General features: G+C 68.1%; 18 protein-coding genes. 5 read left to right on the forward strand and 13 right to left on the reverse strand.

All coding sequences use genetic code 11. The features are described 5' to 3' along the window. Window positions 1–105: 105 nt before the first annotated feature. The 4 genes from ACTG4X_RS19000 to ACTG4X_RS19015 all read left to right on the forward strand — a co-directional run bounded on the left by ACTG4X_RS19000 (window position 106) and on the right by ACTG4X_RS19015 (window position 3298). Entirely contained in the window at window positions 106–864 is a 759-nt protein-coding gene (locus tag ACTG4X_RS19000; protein ID WP_093073975.1) for a hypothetical protein, read from the forward strand. Window positions 865–929: 65 nt separating this feature from the next. Beyond that, window positions 930–1244, forward strand: a complete 315-nt coding sequence (locus tag ACTG4X_RS19005) for a helix-turn-helix domain-containing protein (RefSeq protein ID WP_097199169.1) — start codon at window positions 930–932, stop codon at window positions 1242–1244. Beyond that, complete coding sequence (locus ACTG4X_RS19010) at window positions 1241–2554, forward strand: type II toxin-antitoxin system HipA family toxin (protein ID WP_440531630.1); 1314 nt, start codon at window positions 1241–1243, stop codon at window positions 2552–2554. The genes ACTG4X_RS19005 and ACTG4X_RS19010 overlap by 4 nt, the downstream gene beginning before the upstream one ends. A 51-nt stretch (window positions 2555–2605) precedes the next feature. Beyond that, window positions 2606–3298: a mobilization protein gene (locus ACTG4X_RS19015; RefSeq protein WP_093056939.1), complete on the forward strand. Its 693-nt coding sequence runs from the start codon at window positions 2606–2608 to the stop codon at window positions 3296–3298. Between the two features lie 62 nt (window positions 3299–3360). On the opposite strand, the gene fabG is transcribed toward ACTG4X_RS19015, so the two are convergent. Genes fabG through ACTG4X_RS19065 form a run of 10 tightly spaced genes read right to left on the reverse strand, consistent with a single transcriptional unit; the run spans window position 3361 to window position 12946 of the window. Beyond that, on the reverse strand, window positions 3361–4092 hold the full coding sequence (gene fabG, locus ACTG4X_RS19020) for a 3-oxoacyl-ACP reductase FabG (protein ID WP_440531631.1): 732 nt from the start codon (window positions 4090–4092) through the stop codon (window positions 3361–3363). Next, window positions 4089–4571 carry a hydroxymyristoyl-ACP dehydratase gene (locus tag ACTG4X_RS19025; RefSeq protein ID WP_093173326.1) on the reverse strand — a complete coding sequence of 161 codons (483 nt, stop codon included), beginning with the start codon at window positions 4569–4571 and terminating at the stop codon, window positions 4089–4091. The genes fabG and ACTG4X_RS19025 overlap by 4 nt, the downstream gene beginning before the upstream one ends. Continuing rightward, window positions 4568–5329, reverse strand: a complete 762-nt coding sequence (locus ACTG4X_RS19030) for a class I SAM-dependent methyltransferase (RefSeq protein ID WP_440531632.1) — start codon at window positions 5327–5329, stop codon at window positions 4568–4570. The genes ACTG4X_RS19025 and ACTG4X_RS19030 overlap by 4 nt, the downstream gene beginning before the upstream one ends. A 58-nt stretch (window positions 5330–5387) precedes the next feature. Continuing rightward, complete coding sequence (locus ACTG4X_RS19035; RefSeq protein ID WP_093056943.1) at window positions 5388–6209, reverse strand: polysaccharide deacetylase family protein; 822 nt, start codon at window positions 6207–6209, stop codon at window positions 5388–5390. A gap of 19 nt (window positions 6210–6228) precedes the next feature. After that, the gene (locus tag ACTG4X_RS19040) at window positions 6229–8625 is read right to left on the reverse strand and encodes an MMPL family transporter (protein ID WP_440531633.1); all 2397 of its coding nucleotides are present in this window, start codon (window positions 8623–8625) and stop codon (window positions 6229–6231) included. Further along, a complete protein-coding gene (locus ACTG4X_RS19045; RefSeq protein ID WP_176928838.1) occupies window positions 8622–9251 on the reverse strand; it encodes a LolA-related protein in 630 nt (209 codons plus the stop codon). The genes ACTG4X_RS19040 and ACTG4X_RS19045 overlap by 4 nt, the downstream gene beginning before the upstream one ends. Next, window positions 9241–10263 carry an acyl-CoA synthetase gene (locus ACTG4X_RS19050; protein ID WP_440531634.1) on the reverse strand — a complete coding sequence of 341 codons (1023 nt, stop codon included), beginning with the start codon at window positions 10261–10263 and terminating at the stop codon, window positions 9241–9243. Before ACTG4X_RS19050 ends, ACTG4X_RS19045 begins: the two co-directional genes overlap by 11 nt. Further along, on the reverse strand, window positions 10263–11969 hold the full coding sequence (locus ACTG4X_RS19055) for an AMP-binding protein (RefSeq protein ID WP_440531635.1): 1707 nt from the start codon (window positions 11967–11969) through the stop codon (window positions 10263–10265). The genes ACTG4X_RS19050 and ACTG4X_RS19055 overlap by 1 nt, the downstream gene beginning before the upstream one ends. 16 nt (window positions 11970–11985) lie before the next feature. Further along, window positions 11986–12630: a hypothetical protein gene (locus tag ACTG4X_RS19060; RefSeq protein ID WP_093073957.1), complete on the reverse strand. Its 645-nt coding sequence runs from the start codon at window positions 12628–12630 to the stop codon at window positions 11986–11988. Between the two features lie 4 nt (window positions 12631–12634). Further along, window positions 12635–12946: a phosphopantetheine-binding protein gene (locus ACTG4X_RS19065; protein ID WP_093056949.1), complete on the reverse strand. Its 312-nt coding sequence runs from the start codon at window positions 12944–12946 to the stop codon at window positions 12635–12637. Between the two features lie 100 nt (window positions 12947–13046). On the opposite strand from ACTG4X_RS19065, the gene ACTG4X_RS19070 reads away from it, so the two are divergent. Then, window positions 13047–14564, forward strand: coding sequence for a helicase HerA-like domain-containing protein (locus tag ACTG4X_RS19070; protein WP_440531636.1), 1518 nt, complete (start codon window positions 13047–13049; stop codon window positions 14562–14564). Between the two features lie 30 nt (window positions 14565–14594). Here ACTG4X_RS19070 and ACTG4X_RS19075 read toward each other — a convergent pair whose 3' ends face one another. From ACTG4X_RS19075 to ACTG4X_RS19085, 3 genes are all read right to left on the reverse strand, one after another. After that, window positions 14595–15236, reverse strand: a complete 642-nt coding sequence (locus tag ACTG4X_RS19075) for an NrsF family protein (protein ID WP_093173316.1) — start codon at window positions 15234–15236, stop codon at window positions 14595–14597. Next, complete coding sequence (locus tag ACTG4X_RS19080; protein WP_093056952.1) at window positions 15233–15823, reverse strand: sigma-70 family RNA polymerase sigma factor; 591 nt, start codon at window positions 15821–15823, stop codon at window positions 15233–15235. Before ACTG4X_RS19080 ends, ACTG4X_RS19075 begins: the two co-directional genes overlap by 4 nt. An 80-nt stretch (window positions 15824–15903) precedes the next feature. Beyond that, a complete protein-coding gene (locus ACTG4X_RS19085; protein WP_143042606.1) occupies window positions 15904–16239 on the reverse strand; it encodes a hypothetical protein in 336 nt (111 codons plus the stop codon). Window positions 16240–16312 lie beyond the last annotated feature (73 nt).

A 16312-nucleotide genomic window follows, 5' to 3' on the forward strand; every position in this document is an offset into this window, starting at 1 on the left:
GCCTGCCTTGGCTGTAGCGCCAAGGTATTGATTTGTAAGGAAAATTGCACGGGCCCGCAGCTTGATGCAGGCCGCCGCCCCAGCCGTGGATGATAACGTCAGGGCATGAGCGATTCCCCGGTTTCACCCCTTGCCGTAAGACGAACCTGGCTGCTGGCGGGCACGGCCGCCCTGCTCGGTCTTGCCGGCTGCTCGTCGGTACGCGACACCCAGCGCGCCGAACCCTACAACAACCAGGAGTGGCTGCAGTCCGGCGCCAACCGCATCGCCAACCTGTCGCTGCGCGACAACCTGCAGTCGGTGCGACGGGTTCAGAGCACGCTGTACAAGCGCAACCCGCGCGAATGGCGCAAGTCGGCAGCCAGCATGGACGAGGCCACCCAGCGCGCCTGGGACGCCGTGCTCAAAGGCCCGCCCCTGCCCGAGTTGAAGGGCGCCACCGGCATCGACGCGATCCGCATGGCCTTCGACACCGGGCCGCAGGGCTACCAGGGCGACCGCGTCGCGGCACTGGTGGTTGGCTGGGCCACCATGCTCAAGCAGGCCAACGGCGACACCTGGGACCAGACCATGATCGACGGCGTCAACGCCGAAAACAGCTTCCGGGCCGCACGCAACTTCGAGATCTCGCTCTGGCTCATTTCCTCCAAGACCGGCCCCGACGGCCAGCCGCTGCTGCTGGCCACCGAAATCAGCGACCGCGGCCGCAACCTCGTGGCCGACCGCGAACTGTCGAAGGTGGTGGCGCGGCTTGATCTGCTGGCCGCCCAGGCCGACGAGAAATACCGCCGGGCGGCGCTCGACTTCGGCCAGAACTGGGTGATGGGCGTGGTCATGCCCTTCTTCACGCTGCTGCCCAAGTGAGGTCGCGGGGGAATGCAGCATAGGAAAGATATTTCCCAAATCTGCATCTGCGGTAATATGTTTCCGTGAACAAGCAGGAACTCATCACCACCCTGACTGCCCGCCGCGAGGCCGCCGGCATCTCGAATGCCGAGATCGCGCTGCGCTCTGGGCTCACCGAGCGCTCCGTGCGCAACGCGTTGAGCCTGCGGGGCAATCCGCAGCTGTCGTCCCTGCTTGCGCTGGTCGATGCGCTGGGGCTCGAGTTGCAGCTTGCGCCCAAGGGCTTCGGTGAAACGACGGCAACCGATGCCGGCTACCGCCCCGTGACCACGCGCGTCGGCCATGCCGTGGCGCAGGCGCCCGCCCCGCCCTACGTCAAGCGCCGCTCACCGCCATGAACGTCAAGATCCTGGAGATTTCGCTCGGCGCACGCCGCTTCGGCAAGCTGTTCCAGTACGCCGACCTGTGCCGCTTCGTGGCGGAACCCGAGCTGGTCGCCAGCCCACCGCCCGAAGTGCTGTCGCTCTCGATGGTGGCGAGCGATCCGCCCACTCAGTCGGCGCTGTGGAGCGACGTCAAGAACCCGTTGTTCAACGCCCAGAGCGGCCTGCTGCCCAGCTTTTTCCAGAACCTGCTGCCCGAAGGCGTGCTGCGCAGCCACATCGCGCAGCTTCGCGGCTGCCGCGAGAACGACTATTTCGAGCTGCTCGCGGCCTGTGGCGGCGACCTGCCCGGCGCCGTGAGCGCCAGGCCCGTGTCGGTGGACCGCGGCACGCTGCAGCGACTCATCACGCAGGACCAGGACGCGCTGGAGATGTCGGTGGTCGAGCTGCCGATGCCGCAGGGCATTTCGGTCTCCGGCGTGCAGCCCAAGCTGGGCCTGCGCCGCCAGGGCGGACGGTATGTTGCCCGCACACGGGCCGGTGCGAGCACCCGGGTCATCGCCAAGCTGCCGGTGGCCGGCCGGCCGCACATGCCGCAGCTCGAAATGCTGTCGCTGCAGATGGCAAGCGCGGCGGGCGTCGAGGTTTGCCATGCCGAACTCGCACCGCTCTCAGCCATTGCCGCAGAGCACAGCTATGCGCTGCCCGACGAACCCGAGTTTCTGGCAGTGACGCGTTTCGACCGCGACGGTGCGCGCCGCATCCACTTCGAAGATTTCGCGCAGGTGCTGGCAATCGACCCGATGCGCAAGTACAGCGGGAGCTACCTCGACATGGCGCTCGCAATGCGTGCCTTTCCGTCGCTGGGCGACGAAGCGGTGCTCGAGTTCGTGCGGCGCCTTGCGGTGAACGACCTCCTCGGCAACCCCGATGCGCATCTGAAGAACTTCGGCGTGCTGTACCCCGATGGCATCGCGCCGCGCTTTGCCCCGGCCTACGACATCGTCGCCTACGCTGCGCTGCAAGGTGTCGACGGCCACGCCTTGCCATTGCTGCCCGCAGCCGCCGGCGCGGCCAGGCGCACGGCCCTGTTCACACCCGCCAGCGTGCGCGCCTTCTGCTTCTCGACCGGGCTGCACGAGCCGCTGGTGCGCCGTGTGATCGCCGACACCGCGCGGCTCGCGCGCGACAAGTGGCCCGCAATGATCGAAGCCTCGGCGCTGCCGGCCCCGTGGAAGAAACGGCTGCAGCAGCGATTGCAGGCACACCCCTTGCTGCAAGCCATTTCAAAAGGTGGCAAACAAAAAGAAAAAGCAGCCCCCTAGAATGAATCCGCCCTCCACCCCTCCTCAACCCATTCGAGGCAGCATCAACTCATGAGCTCCATCAATTTCATCGGCGGCGAAAAAGGCGGTGTCGGCAAGTCGGTCACCGCGCGCGTGCTGGCGCAGTACTTCATCGACCACAGCCGCCCCTTCACCGGCTTCGACACCGACCGCTCGCACAGCTCGTTCACCCGTTTCTACGAAGGCTTTGCCTCGCCCGTGGTGGTCGACAGCTTCGAAGGACTCGACACGGTCGTCAACGGCTTCGAGACCAACCCGCAGCAAAGCGTGATCGTCGACCTCGCGGCCCAGACGCTGGCGCCACTGTCGCGCTGGATCAAGGAGTCGGACCTGTTCGACGTGTTCGCCGAGATTGGCGTCACGGTCAATTTCTGGCACGTGCTGGACGACGGCAAGGACTCGACCGACCTGCTCGGCTCGCTGATCGACACCTTCGGCAACCGGCCCAACTACATCGTGGTGCAGAACTACGGGCGTGGCAGCGACTTCGGGATGCTGCTGGGTTCGCAATCGCTTTCGAAGGCCACGGCCAATGGCGCTCGCGTGATTGCGCTACCGCGTTTGCATGACGCGAGCATGCGCAAGATCGATGCGCAGAACACCAGTTTCTGGAAGGCCGTGAACGACCGCGAAGGGCCGCATGCGCTGGGGCTGCTGGAGCGCCAGCGCGTGAAGTCTTGGCTGGCTACCGTTTACGCCGCGTTCGACACGCTGCCGTTGTAGGTTTTATTGGGGCCACCCAAGGACACAGCACTCACCGCCGTGCCCCACGGCGACCAGCGCCCCTAGATCATCCCGCCATTGATCGAGATCACCTGCCCCGTGATGTAGGCCGCCTCGTCGCTGGCCAGGAACGCCGCCAGCGACGCCACTTCCTGCGGCGTTCCCGCCCGCTTCACCGGCACCATCTGGTTGATCACCGCCTGGTCGAACACTGCATCCGCCATCGGCGAGGCGATGATCCCGGGCGCGATCGCATTCACCGTCACGCCGCGCGACGCCACTTCGAGCGACAGCGCCTTGGTCGCACTGTTCAGCGCGCCCTTGGCAGCGGCGTAGTTGACCTGCCCCCGGTTGCCCGCAATCGCGGCCACCGACGAGATGTTCAAAATGCGGCCCCACCGCGTGCGCATCATCGGCAGCAGCAAGGGCTGCGTGACGCGGAAGAAGCCGTTGAGCGACACGTCGATCACCTTGTGCCACTGCTCGGCGCGCATGCCCGGCAGCACGGCGTCGTCGTGCACGCCCGCGTTGTTGACGAGGATCTGCACCGCCCCGCCCTCCAGGATGCGCGCGCATGCCGCCGCCGACGCCTCGTCGCTGCGCAGGTCGAACAGGTGGCATTCCGCCTTGCCGCCTGCAGCCGTGATCGACGCCGCCAGTTGCTCGACCGCCTCGGGCCGCGAATTGGCATGCAGCAGCACCGTGGCGCCGTCCCGTGCCAGGCGTTCGGCCATGGCGGCGCCGAGTGCGCCGCTTGCGCCCGTGATCAGTGCGCGTTTTCCTTCGAGGCTCATGGCGATGTCGTGCTTTCTTGTTGTTCTGTTGCGAGCGGCGTGTTCAGGACCACGACGGCACGGCCTTCGGCCAGCATGCGGCCGTCGTCGGCCTTGACGGTGAATTCATAGAGGATCTGACGATCGTCACCCGACAGGCGCCGGGCGCCCACCTGCAAGGCGCCGGGCACGTCGTCGAGGCGTGCCACCGCCAGCTTCACATTGCGCGCGCTTGCCAGGAAACCGGCCGATGGCGCGCTGCCCTCGGTGGCCAGCAAGCCGCCATGCAGCGCCATGGCCTGCGCCGCGTATTCGATTGCGTTCGGTGCGAGCAGGCCGCCTTCCGTGCGCAGCGGGTTGCCCGCTTGCGCATGGGTCGTGGTGCTGCAGTGGATCGCGTCGGCGTCCCAGCTTTCGAGCCGCTCGAGCAGGCACATGCTGCCGCTGTGCGGAATGCGCTGCGCAATGCCTGCGCGGTCGAGCGTCTGCGGTGCAGTCAAGCTGCGGCCTCCAGGTCGGCGACCAGCAGTACGTTGGCAAACGGGGTGCCTTCGCTCATCGGGATGCTCTGCACCCGGAAGCCCAGGCGCTGCAGCAGCGCGGTCCAGTCGGCCAGCGGACGGCCCCAGGTCGGCGAAACCTTGTGGCCGCGAATGCGTGTCACGGTGCGGTCGACCCACTGGCTGATTGCGAAGCCGCGGCGACTCGACGCATCGCCCACGCGCAGCAGCAGCCGTGCGTGCGGATTGCCGCCACGGCGCAGCGCGTCGCGCACGCGCTGGAGCACACCTTCCTGCGCTTCGAGGTTCACGTAGTGCAGCACGTCGAGGATCACGACGAGGTCGCAGTCCGGCAAGGCAGCCGAGCACATGTCGGCGCAGACGAGCCTGGGCGTGGGCTCCAGATGGCCAATGGAGGCCTCGGCGCGCGCCACGTCCTTCGGCATCAGCTCGATGCCGGTGTAGTCGGCGCTGTGCGGCGTGGCGAGCCACGCTGATGGCCAGCGGCCCTGCTTCTGCATTGCGCTCATCGATGCCAGCAGGCTCGCGAACAGGCCCTGCCCACAGCCGATGTCGACCACGCGCTGGTGCGGCGCGCCAAACAGCCCGCGTTCGAGCAGCCCGCGAAACACCGGGTCGCGCCCCAGCTTGCCGCGTGCGAAGTGCCAGGCGAAGCTGCCGCCTTTTTTGTAGGGAATGGTCGCGGCTTCATGCAGCTCGCGCCACGCCCTATCGGTCGACAACATCACGGCGCTCATTCGGAAACCTCCGCGCTTCGCGCTGCGGTGCGAGCGCCTTCGGGCGGCCGGGCGGCGCTCATGACTTCAATCCTTCAGGCAGGGTCACGGAGCGCAATCCATCGGCGCGCAGGCGTTCGAGCAACAAGGGCAGTACCTCCAGCAAAACAGGTTGTCCAGCAACGGTGCGCGCGGCATTGCCGTCGTGCAGCAACAGGATGTCGCGCGCCTGCAGGTTGTGGCTCAAGCGCGCCATCACCTTGGCGGCGTCGCCTTCGCGCGTGTCGAAGCCGCGCCGTGTCCAGCTCACGAGCGAGAGGCCGAGGCGGTGCAGCACGGGTTCGAGAAACGGGTTGCGCAGGCCGGCGGGCGCGCGGAAACAGGTCGGGCGCTGGCCGGTGACGTCGCTCAGGATGTCCTGCGCCCGCGCGATCTCGGCGGCGAAACCGCGCGGCCCGAGAAAGGAAAAATTGTGCCGGTGCCGCGCCGTGTGGTTCTGGATGCTGTGGCCGCGCGCCACGATCTCGCGCGCCAGTTCGGGGTGCGCCAGCACGCGCTCGGCAATGCAGAAGAAGGTGGCGCGCTGGCCGTGCGCGTCAAGCAGGTCGAGCACACGCGGCGTTACCTCGGGCTCCGGCCCGTCGTCGATGGTGATCGCCACTTCGCGCCGCGCCGCGGCCGCTTCGGGCAGCCGCGTGACATTAGGGCCCAGCAGGCTGCTGCGCGGCGTCAGGCCGGCACCGGTGATCAACGCATGGTTCAGCACGATCGCGCCGATGGCCCACGGCAACGCGCCCGGCACCAGCACGCCCGCACCGATGGCCGCGACGTGCCACGCCGCGCTGGCGCGGATGGCCGGCGGCCAGGGCCAGGATTCGGTAGGTGCGGGAGCGATGGACATGAGGCCGGATTTTCCCCCGTCAGCCGCGCGAAGCCTGCGAAGGCCCCACGCTGCGTGCGAATGCTGCCGAAAGCAACAGCGCCAGCAGCGCCCCGGGCGCAACCACGCGGCCGATGGACGACAGTGCCGGAATGTCCGAAATCGCGATCAGCCCGAACGACACCACGGTCGTCAGGTTGGCCAGCATCAGCGACGCCAGCGTGTCCTCGTCGGCCCGCCCGGTGGTGCGCAGTTGGTCGAAGAACAGCGCGTAGTTGGATCCCACCGCCACGATCAGCAGCAGCCCCACCAGATGCAGGATGCCCAGCGCCGCCTGCAGCACGGCCATGCCCCCAAGCGTGAGCACCACCGCGAACACCAGCGGCTGGCACACGGCCAGCAGCCGGCGCCACGAACGCAGGTAGATGCCGAGCAACAGCACCACCGCCAGCGCGCCGAGCAGCACCTGCACGAAAGCCTCGTGCAGGTAGCGCTGGTACAGGCTCGCAAGTTCGCGGCCGACGTCGACCACCTGCACTTCAGGCAGGCCGGCCAGCGCCGCTTCCAGACGGCCCTGGTCGAACTTGGCGCCCGGATGCAGCACGACCAGCGTGCCCCAGCCGCCGCCCGGACGCTGGTACATCAGCGTGTTCAGGACCGAGCCGAGCGGCCCGGCGGCCAGTTCGGCGCGCTGCACCAGTGGCAGCCTGCGCGCAGCCTCGATGTCGGCCAGGAACGGTCCGAGCCGCGAAGCCGGCAGCGGCATGCCCTTGGTTGCCTCTGCCAGGTTGGCGCGCAGCGTTTCGGCGTCCGGCAGGGCTGCGATGCGCGCGGTCTGCACTTCCACGCTGGGCAGCACGCGGGTGACCGTTTCGTAGCCGACGAGTTCGCCCTGATCCACCAGCGCATCGAGCCGCTGCGCCGCCGCCTCGGTGTTGCGCAGCGCGGCCTGCTCGTCGTCGCCATAGGCGACCACCAGCACGCCACCGTCGCTCGCGCCGATGTCGTTGCGCAGCATTTCGTCCAGCTGCTGGGCTGCCTTGGGCACCGGGCTCATCGCGCCAAGATCGGCGCGCCACAGATGGCCGCCCTGCCACAGCACCAATGCCAGTGCCGCCACCCCCAGCGCGGCCAGAGGCCAGCGCAGGCGCGGCAGGCCGCGCACCAGCGCGCCGGCCATCTGCGCCATGTACTTGCGCATGCCCATGCCGGTGGCACCGTCGGGCGCGAGCATCGGCAGCACGTAACGCGTAGCCAGCGCCGCCGCAACAAGGCCGGCGATGGAGAAAACGCCCAGCTGCGCCAGCCCCGGAAAGCCCGAAAACACCAGCGCCGCAAAGCCGCACACCGAGGTCAACAGCCCGAGCCGAACGGTCGGCCAGTTCAGGTCGCGCCAGCGCTGCCAGCCGGCGCCGGCCACGGCGGCGCCACGCGCCTGGATGAGGTAGTAGATGGCGTAGTCGACCGTTTCTCCGATCAGCGTGCTGCCGAAGCCCAGCGTGAGGCCGTGCACCGAGCCGAACACGAGGCTCACGCTCGCGGTGCCGATCACCACGCCCGTGGCCACGGGCAGGAAGGCGATGACCAGCGCGCGCGGCGATGCAAAGGCCAGCAACAGCAGCCCGCCCATCACGATGCCGCCCACCACCGCGAGGTGGATCGCTTCGGTCTTGATCTTGTCGCGGCTCATCACCGAGAACACGGGCGGACCGCTCAGCAGCAGCTTGGGCGCGGTTGCGCCCATGTCGCGCGTCGCGGCCGCGTAGGCGGCGTGCACGCGCGCAATGGCGATGGCCTGCGCGTCGAGGTCGCTGCCGGCAGCGCGCGTGGTGGCGACCATCAGCGCGCGCGGCGCGGTGCGCGACATCCACACGCCGTCCTCGCTGCGCGGCGCGCTGGCGGGCGTCAGCTCCATGGCAATGCGCTGTGTCTCGCCGGTCGGGTCGCGATCAAGGAGGGGCTTGATCACGTTGCCGGCAGGCGTGCCCAGCATCGACAGCGTTTCATTGATCGCGTCGCGCAAGCCCTCGGCAGTGAACTGCCCGGGCGTGACGCCGGGCGACAGCTGGTAGCGGTGTTGGAGTACCCAGTTTCCCGCCTCGCTCCAGTCGCCGACGTCGCCGTTCTGGATCAGGTCGAAGAGCTTGCTCTCGCGCATGTCCTTTGCGACCGCGCGCGACACCGCGGCGCGCTGCTCGGCACTGCCGCCTTCGATGCCCAGCATCAGCGTGCGCGAGGCGACGCCGCTTTGCAGCTGCTCGATCAGCACGCGCTGGCGCACATCCGGGCTCTTGGGCAGAAAGGCCGAGAGGTCGGCGCCGATCTGCGTGCGCGCGATGACCACGGCTCCGCACACCAGCACCAGCAGCCACGCCAGCAGCACGACCGCCCTGCGCCGCCAGCCCGGCGGGCCGCCCGCCTGCTGCTGTGGCGTCACGGCGTGGTGCGTCCGGTGGCGCCGGACGGAGCCGCGTTGGCTGGCGCGGGTGCTGTCGCGCCCGGCGTGATGTTCATGGCCGATCGGTCACCGCCGACGAACTCCATCTCGAGCCCCAGCACGTCGCTCGCGCGGCCGCTGATGCGGATGCTGCGCACCTGCGCGGCCAGCCGGCTGTCCATCGGCACGAGGTCGAGCGTCCACTTGGCAGCGGAGCCCGACACGGTGCTGCGGAAATAGCGCTGCAGCGTGGCGCCGTCGCCGGTCAGCGTGCCACGCATGGCTTCGACCAGGCCGAGCAGCTCGGGCATGCTGTCGAGCGCCAGCGTGCGGTTGCGGCCGCCGCGCGACAACGTCAGCGTGTTGCCCTCGACCGCCATGGTCTCGACGCGCGGCGACAGCGTGCGGCGCACCAGCTTGTCGGGCGCATCGAAGCTCAGCGTGCCGCTGGCGTCGAGCGGGCCTTCCAGGCCGTGCACGAAGCGCTGTTCGGTGAAGCGGGCCTCCCCGCTCTTCTGCTTGGCCAGCAGCGTCATCAGTTCGGGCAGGTCGAACGCCGCCCAGGCCGGCACGGCGCAAAAGGCCAGTGCGAGCACGCATGCCCTGCAAAGCCAGTCAAGCCGCATCTTCGAGCCAGAAATCATGGAAATTGAACCAGTTGTAGGGATACGCGCGGCACAGCGCTTCGAGGCGTGCCACATAGGCTTCGACGGCAGCACGAATGCGCGCTTCGCGCTCCGCGGGGCTGCAAGCCGGCTCGCCGAAGTCGGCCAGCGGGTCGAATCGCACGTCATAGCGGGCACCGCCGCTGTAGAGCCCGGCCATGAAGAACACCTTGCGACGCAGCAAGGCCGCCAGGCGGAAAGGACCATCGTTGAAAACTGCGGGCTGCCCGAGGAACGGCAGCACGATGTTGTTGCCGCGCTGGTGCGCGGGCTGGTCTTCGCTGCCCGGCAGCGTGCGGTCGGCCAGCATGCCGCCCAGGCCGCCGCCGTCGAGCCAGTCGCGCAGGGCCAGCATCGAATGCGGCCGGCCCAACGCGATGACGTGCGGCCGCAGCTCGGACACGGCAATGGTGTTGAGGACAGCCGTGATGCGCTGCGCGTTGTCCGGGTACATCAGCATCGCCAGGCGCAGGTTGCACTGGTGCGTCTGCTGCTTGCAGGCGCCGAGCGCCTCGAAGCTGCCGATGTGGGCGCCGAGCAGAAAGGCGCCCCGCCCTCGCGCGATCTCGGCATCGATCGGTGCATTGCCCTCGATGCTGACCTTGAACAGGTCCAGGCGCCCACGCAGGAAATACACGCGATCGAGCACCGTCGAGGCAAAGGCGTGCAGCAGGCGGAAGCCGTCGACCCAACCCGCCTGCGGACCGATGGCCCGGAACAGGTAGCGCTTGATGTGCCGGCGCTGCGCCGGCGCGAACAGCAGGAAGTACAGGGCAATCGGCGGCAGCAGGAGGCGCGTGACGTGGCGTCCGCACACCAGCGCCATGAAAACGATGAACCGCAGCGCCAGCATGTTGCTGCGCTCGGGCGCACGGGCCCAGTCGCCGCTTTCGCCACGCTCGCCTTTCGGTGCCGCCTGCCCTGCCCTGGTTGCCTCTTTCACGGCGCGCGCCTCGACATCGGTGTGCTTCATCACGCGGACTCTTGCACGGCCGTCCAGCGGCCCGTGACAGCCACCACGCCGTCGCAACGCACGTCGAAACGCACGCCGCGACCAGGCCCGGCTTCCGGATGCAGCTCGATGGACAGCGCGGCGCCGGGCCGCACGGGCGCCAGGAACTTGGCCGCGGCGAGCGTGGGATGGGCGCCCAGCCGAGCCACCAGGGCCGGCACGCGGCGAATGGCCTCCATGACCTCGGCCAGCACCAGCGCGCCCGGCAGCAGCGGCTGGCCGGGGAAATGACCGGCAAACACGGGATGGTCAGCTGGCACCACGTGGGCCATCTGCACCGGTGTGTCGTCTTCCGCTAGCTGGGCCAGCGCAAATTCGCGCAGCGCCCGCACGGTGAGCTTGCCCGTGCCTTCGCGCGGGAAGGCCTTGACCTGCACCACGCGGCGCGGCACGAACACGGGTTCGAGCCGCTGCCGCAGGGCCGCGATGATGTCGCCCGCCGACAGCGTGGGCGCGACCACGAAGGCCACCGGCCGTACGACACCGTCGGCCACCTCGTCGGGCAGCCAGAAGGCGCCGTCGTCCACGCCGGGAATGCTGTTGAGATGAAAGTTCAGGTGCGCGAGCGAACTGCGCCGGCCTGCCACGTGGATCAGGTCGTTGGCCCGGCCGAACAGGCGAAAGCGGCGCTCGTCCAGCAGTTCGAGCACGTCGGCCATGGGCGTGGGCTCGGGAATGAAGTCGCCGCTGAAGATGAAGCGCTCGGGGCTACCGTCCGCCGAAGGCTCGGCGTGCACGCGGATCTCGCCGAAGGTCTCCCAGATCTCGTTGTCGGTGGTGCGGCGCGTGGCGACCTGCCCCGACTCGGTGCTGCCGTAGATTTCGAGCAGCACGCCGCCCATGGCCTGCTCGGCTTGCTGCGCGAGCTGCGGCGAAAGCGGCGCGGTGGCCGACAGGATCAGGTCGACCGGCGGCAGCTCGATGCCCGAGAGCAGCAATGTCTTGAGATGGAACGGCGTGGTCACCAGCGCGCGGGGTCGCGGCACCGAGGCCAGCGTCTTCGCTACATCGGCCGGGAAAAACGGCCGGCCGCTTTCGAAGGCCGCGCCGCCGAGCATTGCCAGCAGCACCGACGACTCGAGCCCGTAGCTGTGCTGCACCGGCACGGTCGCGACCAGCGTCAGGCCTTCCAGCGTGGGACGTTCGAGCACACGGCACAGCCGCTTCACGGCCACCGCGACGTCGCCCACCAGCGTGCCCCAGGTCTTGGCGTGCGGCTGCGGCACGCCGGTCGAGCCGGAGGTCAGCAGGCTGGCGGCGTGCATGGCTGCGTCGATCTGCGGCACGGGGGCCTCAGAGCTCGCGCGGTTCTGGCTGTTCTCGATCAGCACGCGCTGCATGCCTGGCGTTTGCTGCTTCAGATCGTCGGTGAGCGCAAAAAGACGTGAGCCACCGGACTCGAGCAGGCGCGCGAGCGTGTCGGGCCGCGCGTCGGGCGGCAGCAGGCTGGCATGGCCGCGCACCAGCGCCGCACCCAGGCTCACGGCAAAGGCATAGCGGTCGACGCAGAGATTGACGGCGGAGCCCTCGCCCGGAAGCTCAGGCGCGAAGCGGGCCACGTCGGCCAGGAACTGCCGCGTGCTCACGAGCACGCCGGCGCGCCAGGCCAGGATGGAATCTGGGTCTCGGTCGGTGAGCAGTGGCAGGAAACGAGTATCTGTCGTCACGCGGGCGGCGCCTGTGTCATTGGCCGCCGGGGCTGGTGTCCACCGACGATGTGCCATAGAACGCGCGCACCGCATCCACGAGGCGCGTGCGTTCGAATTCGGGATGCAGCCGATAGCGCACAAAGTGCTCGCCCACAAAGAGCAGCGTCACCATCACGGGCGACAGCACATTGGCGAACAGCGACCAGTCGGAGAACGGCCGTGTCAGGTAGATGAGGATCGACGCCAGCACCGTCAGCGCGAAGAAGCCGGTCCAGATGCGCGTGAGCTGCGTGGTGTAGGACAGCATGTGCCCCTTGAGCGGGTGCACCCGCTGCGCGAACTGCGTGATCAGCGGCAGGCCCCGGCCGCGCAGCGTGGAGCCGAACCAGCCGCACAGCGCGGCGTTGATGGCCACGTGCTGCAGCACGTACAAGCGATTGGGATCGCCCGCCTCACCCAGGAAGACGAGCGAGAAGCCGCCCACGCCCAGGACGGCCACGGCGGCAAGGCCCCAGCGACCGAACCAGCTGGCGGCAAGGCCCATGGCAGCGAGCCAGAGCGGCCCGAGCAACACCACGACCGCCCACGGTTCCGTGGCATGGAACAGCGTCATCCAGTGGGACAGGCCGGCATACGCCACGCCTGCCACCAGAAGGAGTGCTATTCGCCATCGCGACATGGGATCAGGAAGCCACGCGATGCTGGGCGACGTGGGTCGCGAGCGTACGCAGCGACTGGAAAATCTGCTGGTTGCGTTCGTCGTCAGAACGCAGCTGGAAACCATAGCGGCGCGAGACTTCGAGCGCTACTTCGAGGATGTCGATCGAATCGAGCCCGAGGCCTTCGCCATAGAGCGGGTCGGTCGGCACGATGTCCTCGGGGGCCACTTCGAGATTCAGCGCGTTCACGAGCAGCACGGCCAGCTCTTTTTCGATCGGCGACTGTTCGGAGGCATCGCCAGTGGCGGGAATGGGGGGCTGAGCAGTCGATGACAAAAAAACCTCCTAAAACTTTTTCCTGAACTACCGTGCGGGCCGTGGATTATAGGAGTGCCGCTTGATTAGACTGCCCGCTTCGATACGACCGGAGCGCCCCATGGCCGACCCACTTCTGATCGCACGGCACGACGCCATCGAGTGCAGCCTTCTCCCCAGCCTGGCCAATCGCCATGGCCTTATCACCGGCGCCACCGGCACCGGCAAGACAGTCACCCTGCAGACCATCGCCGAAAAGCTCTCCGCCATCGGCGTGCCGGTGTTCATGGCCGACGTCAAGGGCGACCTGACCGGTATCAGCCAAAAGGGTGCCATCGGCGGCAAGCTGGCAGCCACCCTCAAGGAACGCGGCATCGAGGTGCCCGAGCCCTCCGCCTGCCCCGTCACGGTGTGGGACGTGTTCGGCGAACAGGGCCACCCGGTGCGCGCCACCGTCTCCGACATGGGCCCGCTGCTGCTGGGCCGCATGCTCGACGTGAACGAAACACAGGCCGGCGTGCTGAACCTGGTGTTCAAGATCGCCGACGACAACGGCCTGCTGCTGCTCGACCTGAAAGACCTGCGCGCCATGCTGCAGTACGTGGGCGAAAACAGCAGCCAGTTCACCACCCAGTACGGCAACATCAGCGCCGCCAGCGTGGGCGCCATCCAGCGCGGCCTGTTGCAGATCGAAACCCAGGGCGGCGACAAGTTCTTCGGCGAGCCGATGCTCAACATCGCCGACTTCATGCAGACCGTGGGCGGCAAGGGGGTCGTCAACATCCTCGCGGCCGACAAGCTCATGAACTCGCCGCGCCTGTACGCCACCTTCCTGCTGTGGATGCTGTCCGAGCTGTTCGAGCAGCTGCCCGAAATCGGCGACCCCGAGCAGCCCAAGCTGGCCTTTTTCTTCGACGAGGCCCACCTGCTGTTCAACGAGGCGCCCAAGGCGTTGGTGGAACGCATCGAGCTGGTGGTGCGGCTGGTGCGCTCCAAGGGCGTGGGCGTGTATTTCGTTACGCAGAACCCGCTGGACATCCCTGACACGGTGCTGGCCCAGCTGGGCAACCGCGTGCAGCACGCGCTGCGCGCCTTCACGCCGCGCGACCAGAAGGCCGTGAAGGCGGCCGCCAGCACCATGCGCCAGAAGCCGGGCCTCGACATCGAGACGGCCATCACCGAGCTCGCGGTTGGCGAGGCGCTGGTGAGCTTCCTCGACGAAAAGGGCCGCCCGAGCGTGACCGAGCGCGTGTTCGTGCTGCCGCCCGGCAGCCAGCTCGGCCCCATCACGCCCGACCAGCGCAAGGCACTGATCGCCGGCTCGCTCGTCGCCGGCGTCTACGAGAAGACGGTAGACCGCGAATCGGCCTACGAAAAGCTCAAGGGCCGCGCCGACAGCGCACCCGACGCACCGGCAGCGACGCTGCCCGGCGGCAAGGATGCGGCGGAGGCCTCCGGCTCCGGCATGGGCGGCGTGCTCAACGACATGCTCTTCGGCACCACCGGCCCGCGCGGCGCGAAGCACGACGGCCTGGTGCAGACCATGGCCAAGTCGGCGGTGCGCACCATGGGTACGTCTGTTGGCAAGGAAATCCTGCGCGGTGTGCTCGGCGGGATCTTCGGCTCGAAGAAGCGTTGACTTGACCGGCCCAGGGCCTCTGCCGGCGCGCTACCAGCGCAGCAGGCGTGGCCCGAGCGCGGCACCAACCAGCACCGGCACAGCGATCCCGCTCACATACCAGACCGCAAGGAACGGCGCGGTCAGTTCCATGCAGTGCAGCGCGTAGACCGCCGCGCCAATGCCCCCGGCAAGCGCCCCTGCCGCAGCCCCGGCCAGCGCCGGCCGCGTGGGCGCCATTCCCTTGAGCGCCACCATCGTGGCCGCGAACACCGGCAGCGCCATCAGCCCGATGCTCAGTGCGCAGACGCGCCATGACTGCCCCATCAGCGAAGGCATGCGCTCCTCTGCCGGCACGGTGAACCAGGCGATCACCGCCAGCACCCACACCGCGAGCACGGGCAGCACCGCGCCCACCCAGGTGCGCCGCGGCTCGACGCCCGGCCGCGCAAGCCGCTCCACGGCCACGAAGCCAGCCGCTGCGATGCACAAGGGAAACAGCACCTTGACCCAGAACATCGGCCAGAACATGGCCTGCACGATGTCGCGCCGCATGCCGTACTCGCCGAACAGGATCAGGAGCGAGAACGGCAAACCCAGCAGCACCGCCAGCCAGATGCGTCGGCTGGCACGGCGGCGCGGCACGGCCACCTCGCCGCTCGCTAGCATCGCGACCAGATCGTCGGTCTTCATGCCGCACCTCCCCAGCTGTTGCCGAACCGGGCGGCCAGCGCCTTGAGCCCCCGGTGAATGCCGACCTTGACCGCCGACTCCGACATGCCTGTCAGGCTCGCGGTCTCGGCAACCGACAGGCCTTCGATCTTCACGTGCACGATCGGCAGCCGCTGGCGCTCGGGCAGGGTTTCGAGCAGGCCGCCGAGGTCGCGCTTCGCATCGCTGGCCTCTTCGGCTGATTCGGCGAACACGGCCAGGTCGTCGTCCAGCGGATCATGCAGGTCTTCGCGGACCGACTTGGCGCGCAGCAGATCGATCATCTTGTAGCGCGCAATCGCATGCACCCAGGCCGTCAGCGGCTGGTCGCTCTGGTAGGTGTGGCGCTGGTTGTGCATGGCGAGCAGGCATTCCTGGACGAGGTCTTCCACTTCATCGGGCCAGCCAAAAAGGCGCTTGCCCAGAAAGGCGCGCAGGTGCGCGCTGAGTCGCTGCAGGAAGTCGCGGTAGGCCTTCGCGTCGCCGTCGAGGCCGCGAAGGAACAGGCTGCGCAGCGCCGCTTCCGCGTCGCTCGGGTTCGTCCTGCTGCCTACGGTGTTTCGTTCCATCGGGCTGGCTGGTTACAGCCTTGTCGAAAAAAGTTCCGGTGGATTGTGCCGCGAGCGGCGGCCGGCCCCGGACCGGAGCCTCAAGACACCCGCGCCGGCGTATCCACCACGAGGCCGACGGCCTCCTTCACGCACTGTTCGATGATCGGGCCGCTCTTGCTCCTGATCTTGTCCACGTCCTGCAGATCCGACACAGTGGCGTCCTTCATGACGCCATCGGCCGCGCAGGTGCACAGCTTGGTGAGTTCCTCCTGCGATTTGTTCCCGCGCGATCCGGCGCTCTTGACGCAGCTGTCGATGAAGCTCGTCCTGAAGTTGGTCTTGAAGGCGGAATCGAAACCTTGCGAGAAGCCTTCGGTGGCCTTGTCGCAGGCAGACAGGCTCAAGGCGAGAAATACACAGAGAAGCGTGCGCATTGATTTCCTCCAGCAAAAGATGTTGTGGGTGCGGTCCGTCCACGCGCATTGTTGTTCAACATCCGCGGACCGC

The sequence above is a fragment of the Variovorax sp. YR566 genome (genome assembly GCF_051992195.1).
Taxonomy (GTDB): domain Bacteria; phylum Pseudomonadota; class Gammaproteobacteria; order Burkholderiales; family Burkholderiaceae_C; genus Variovorax.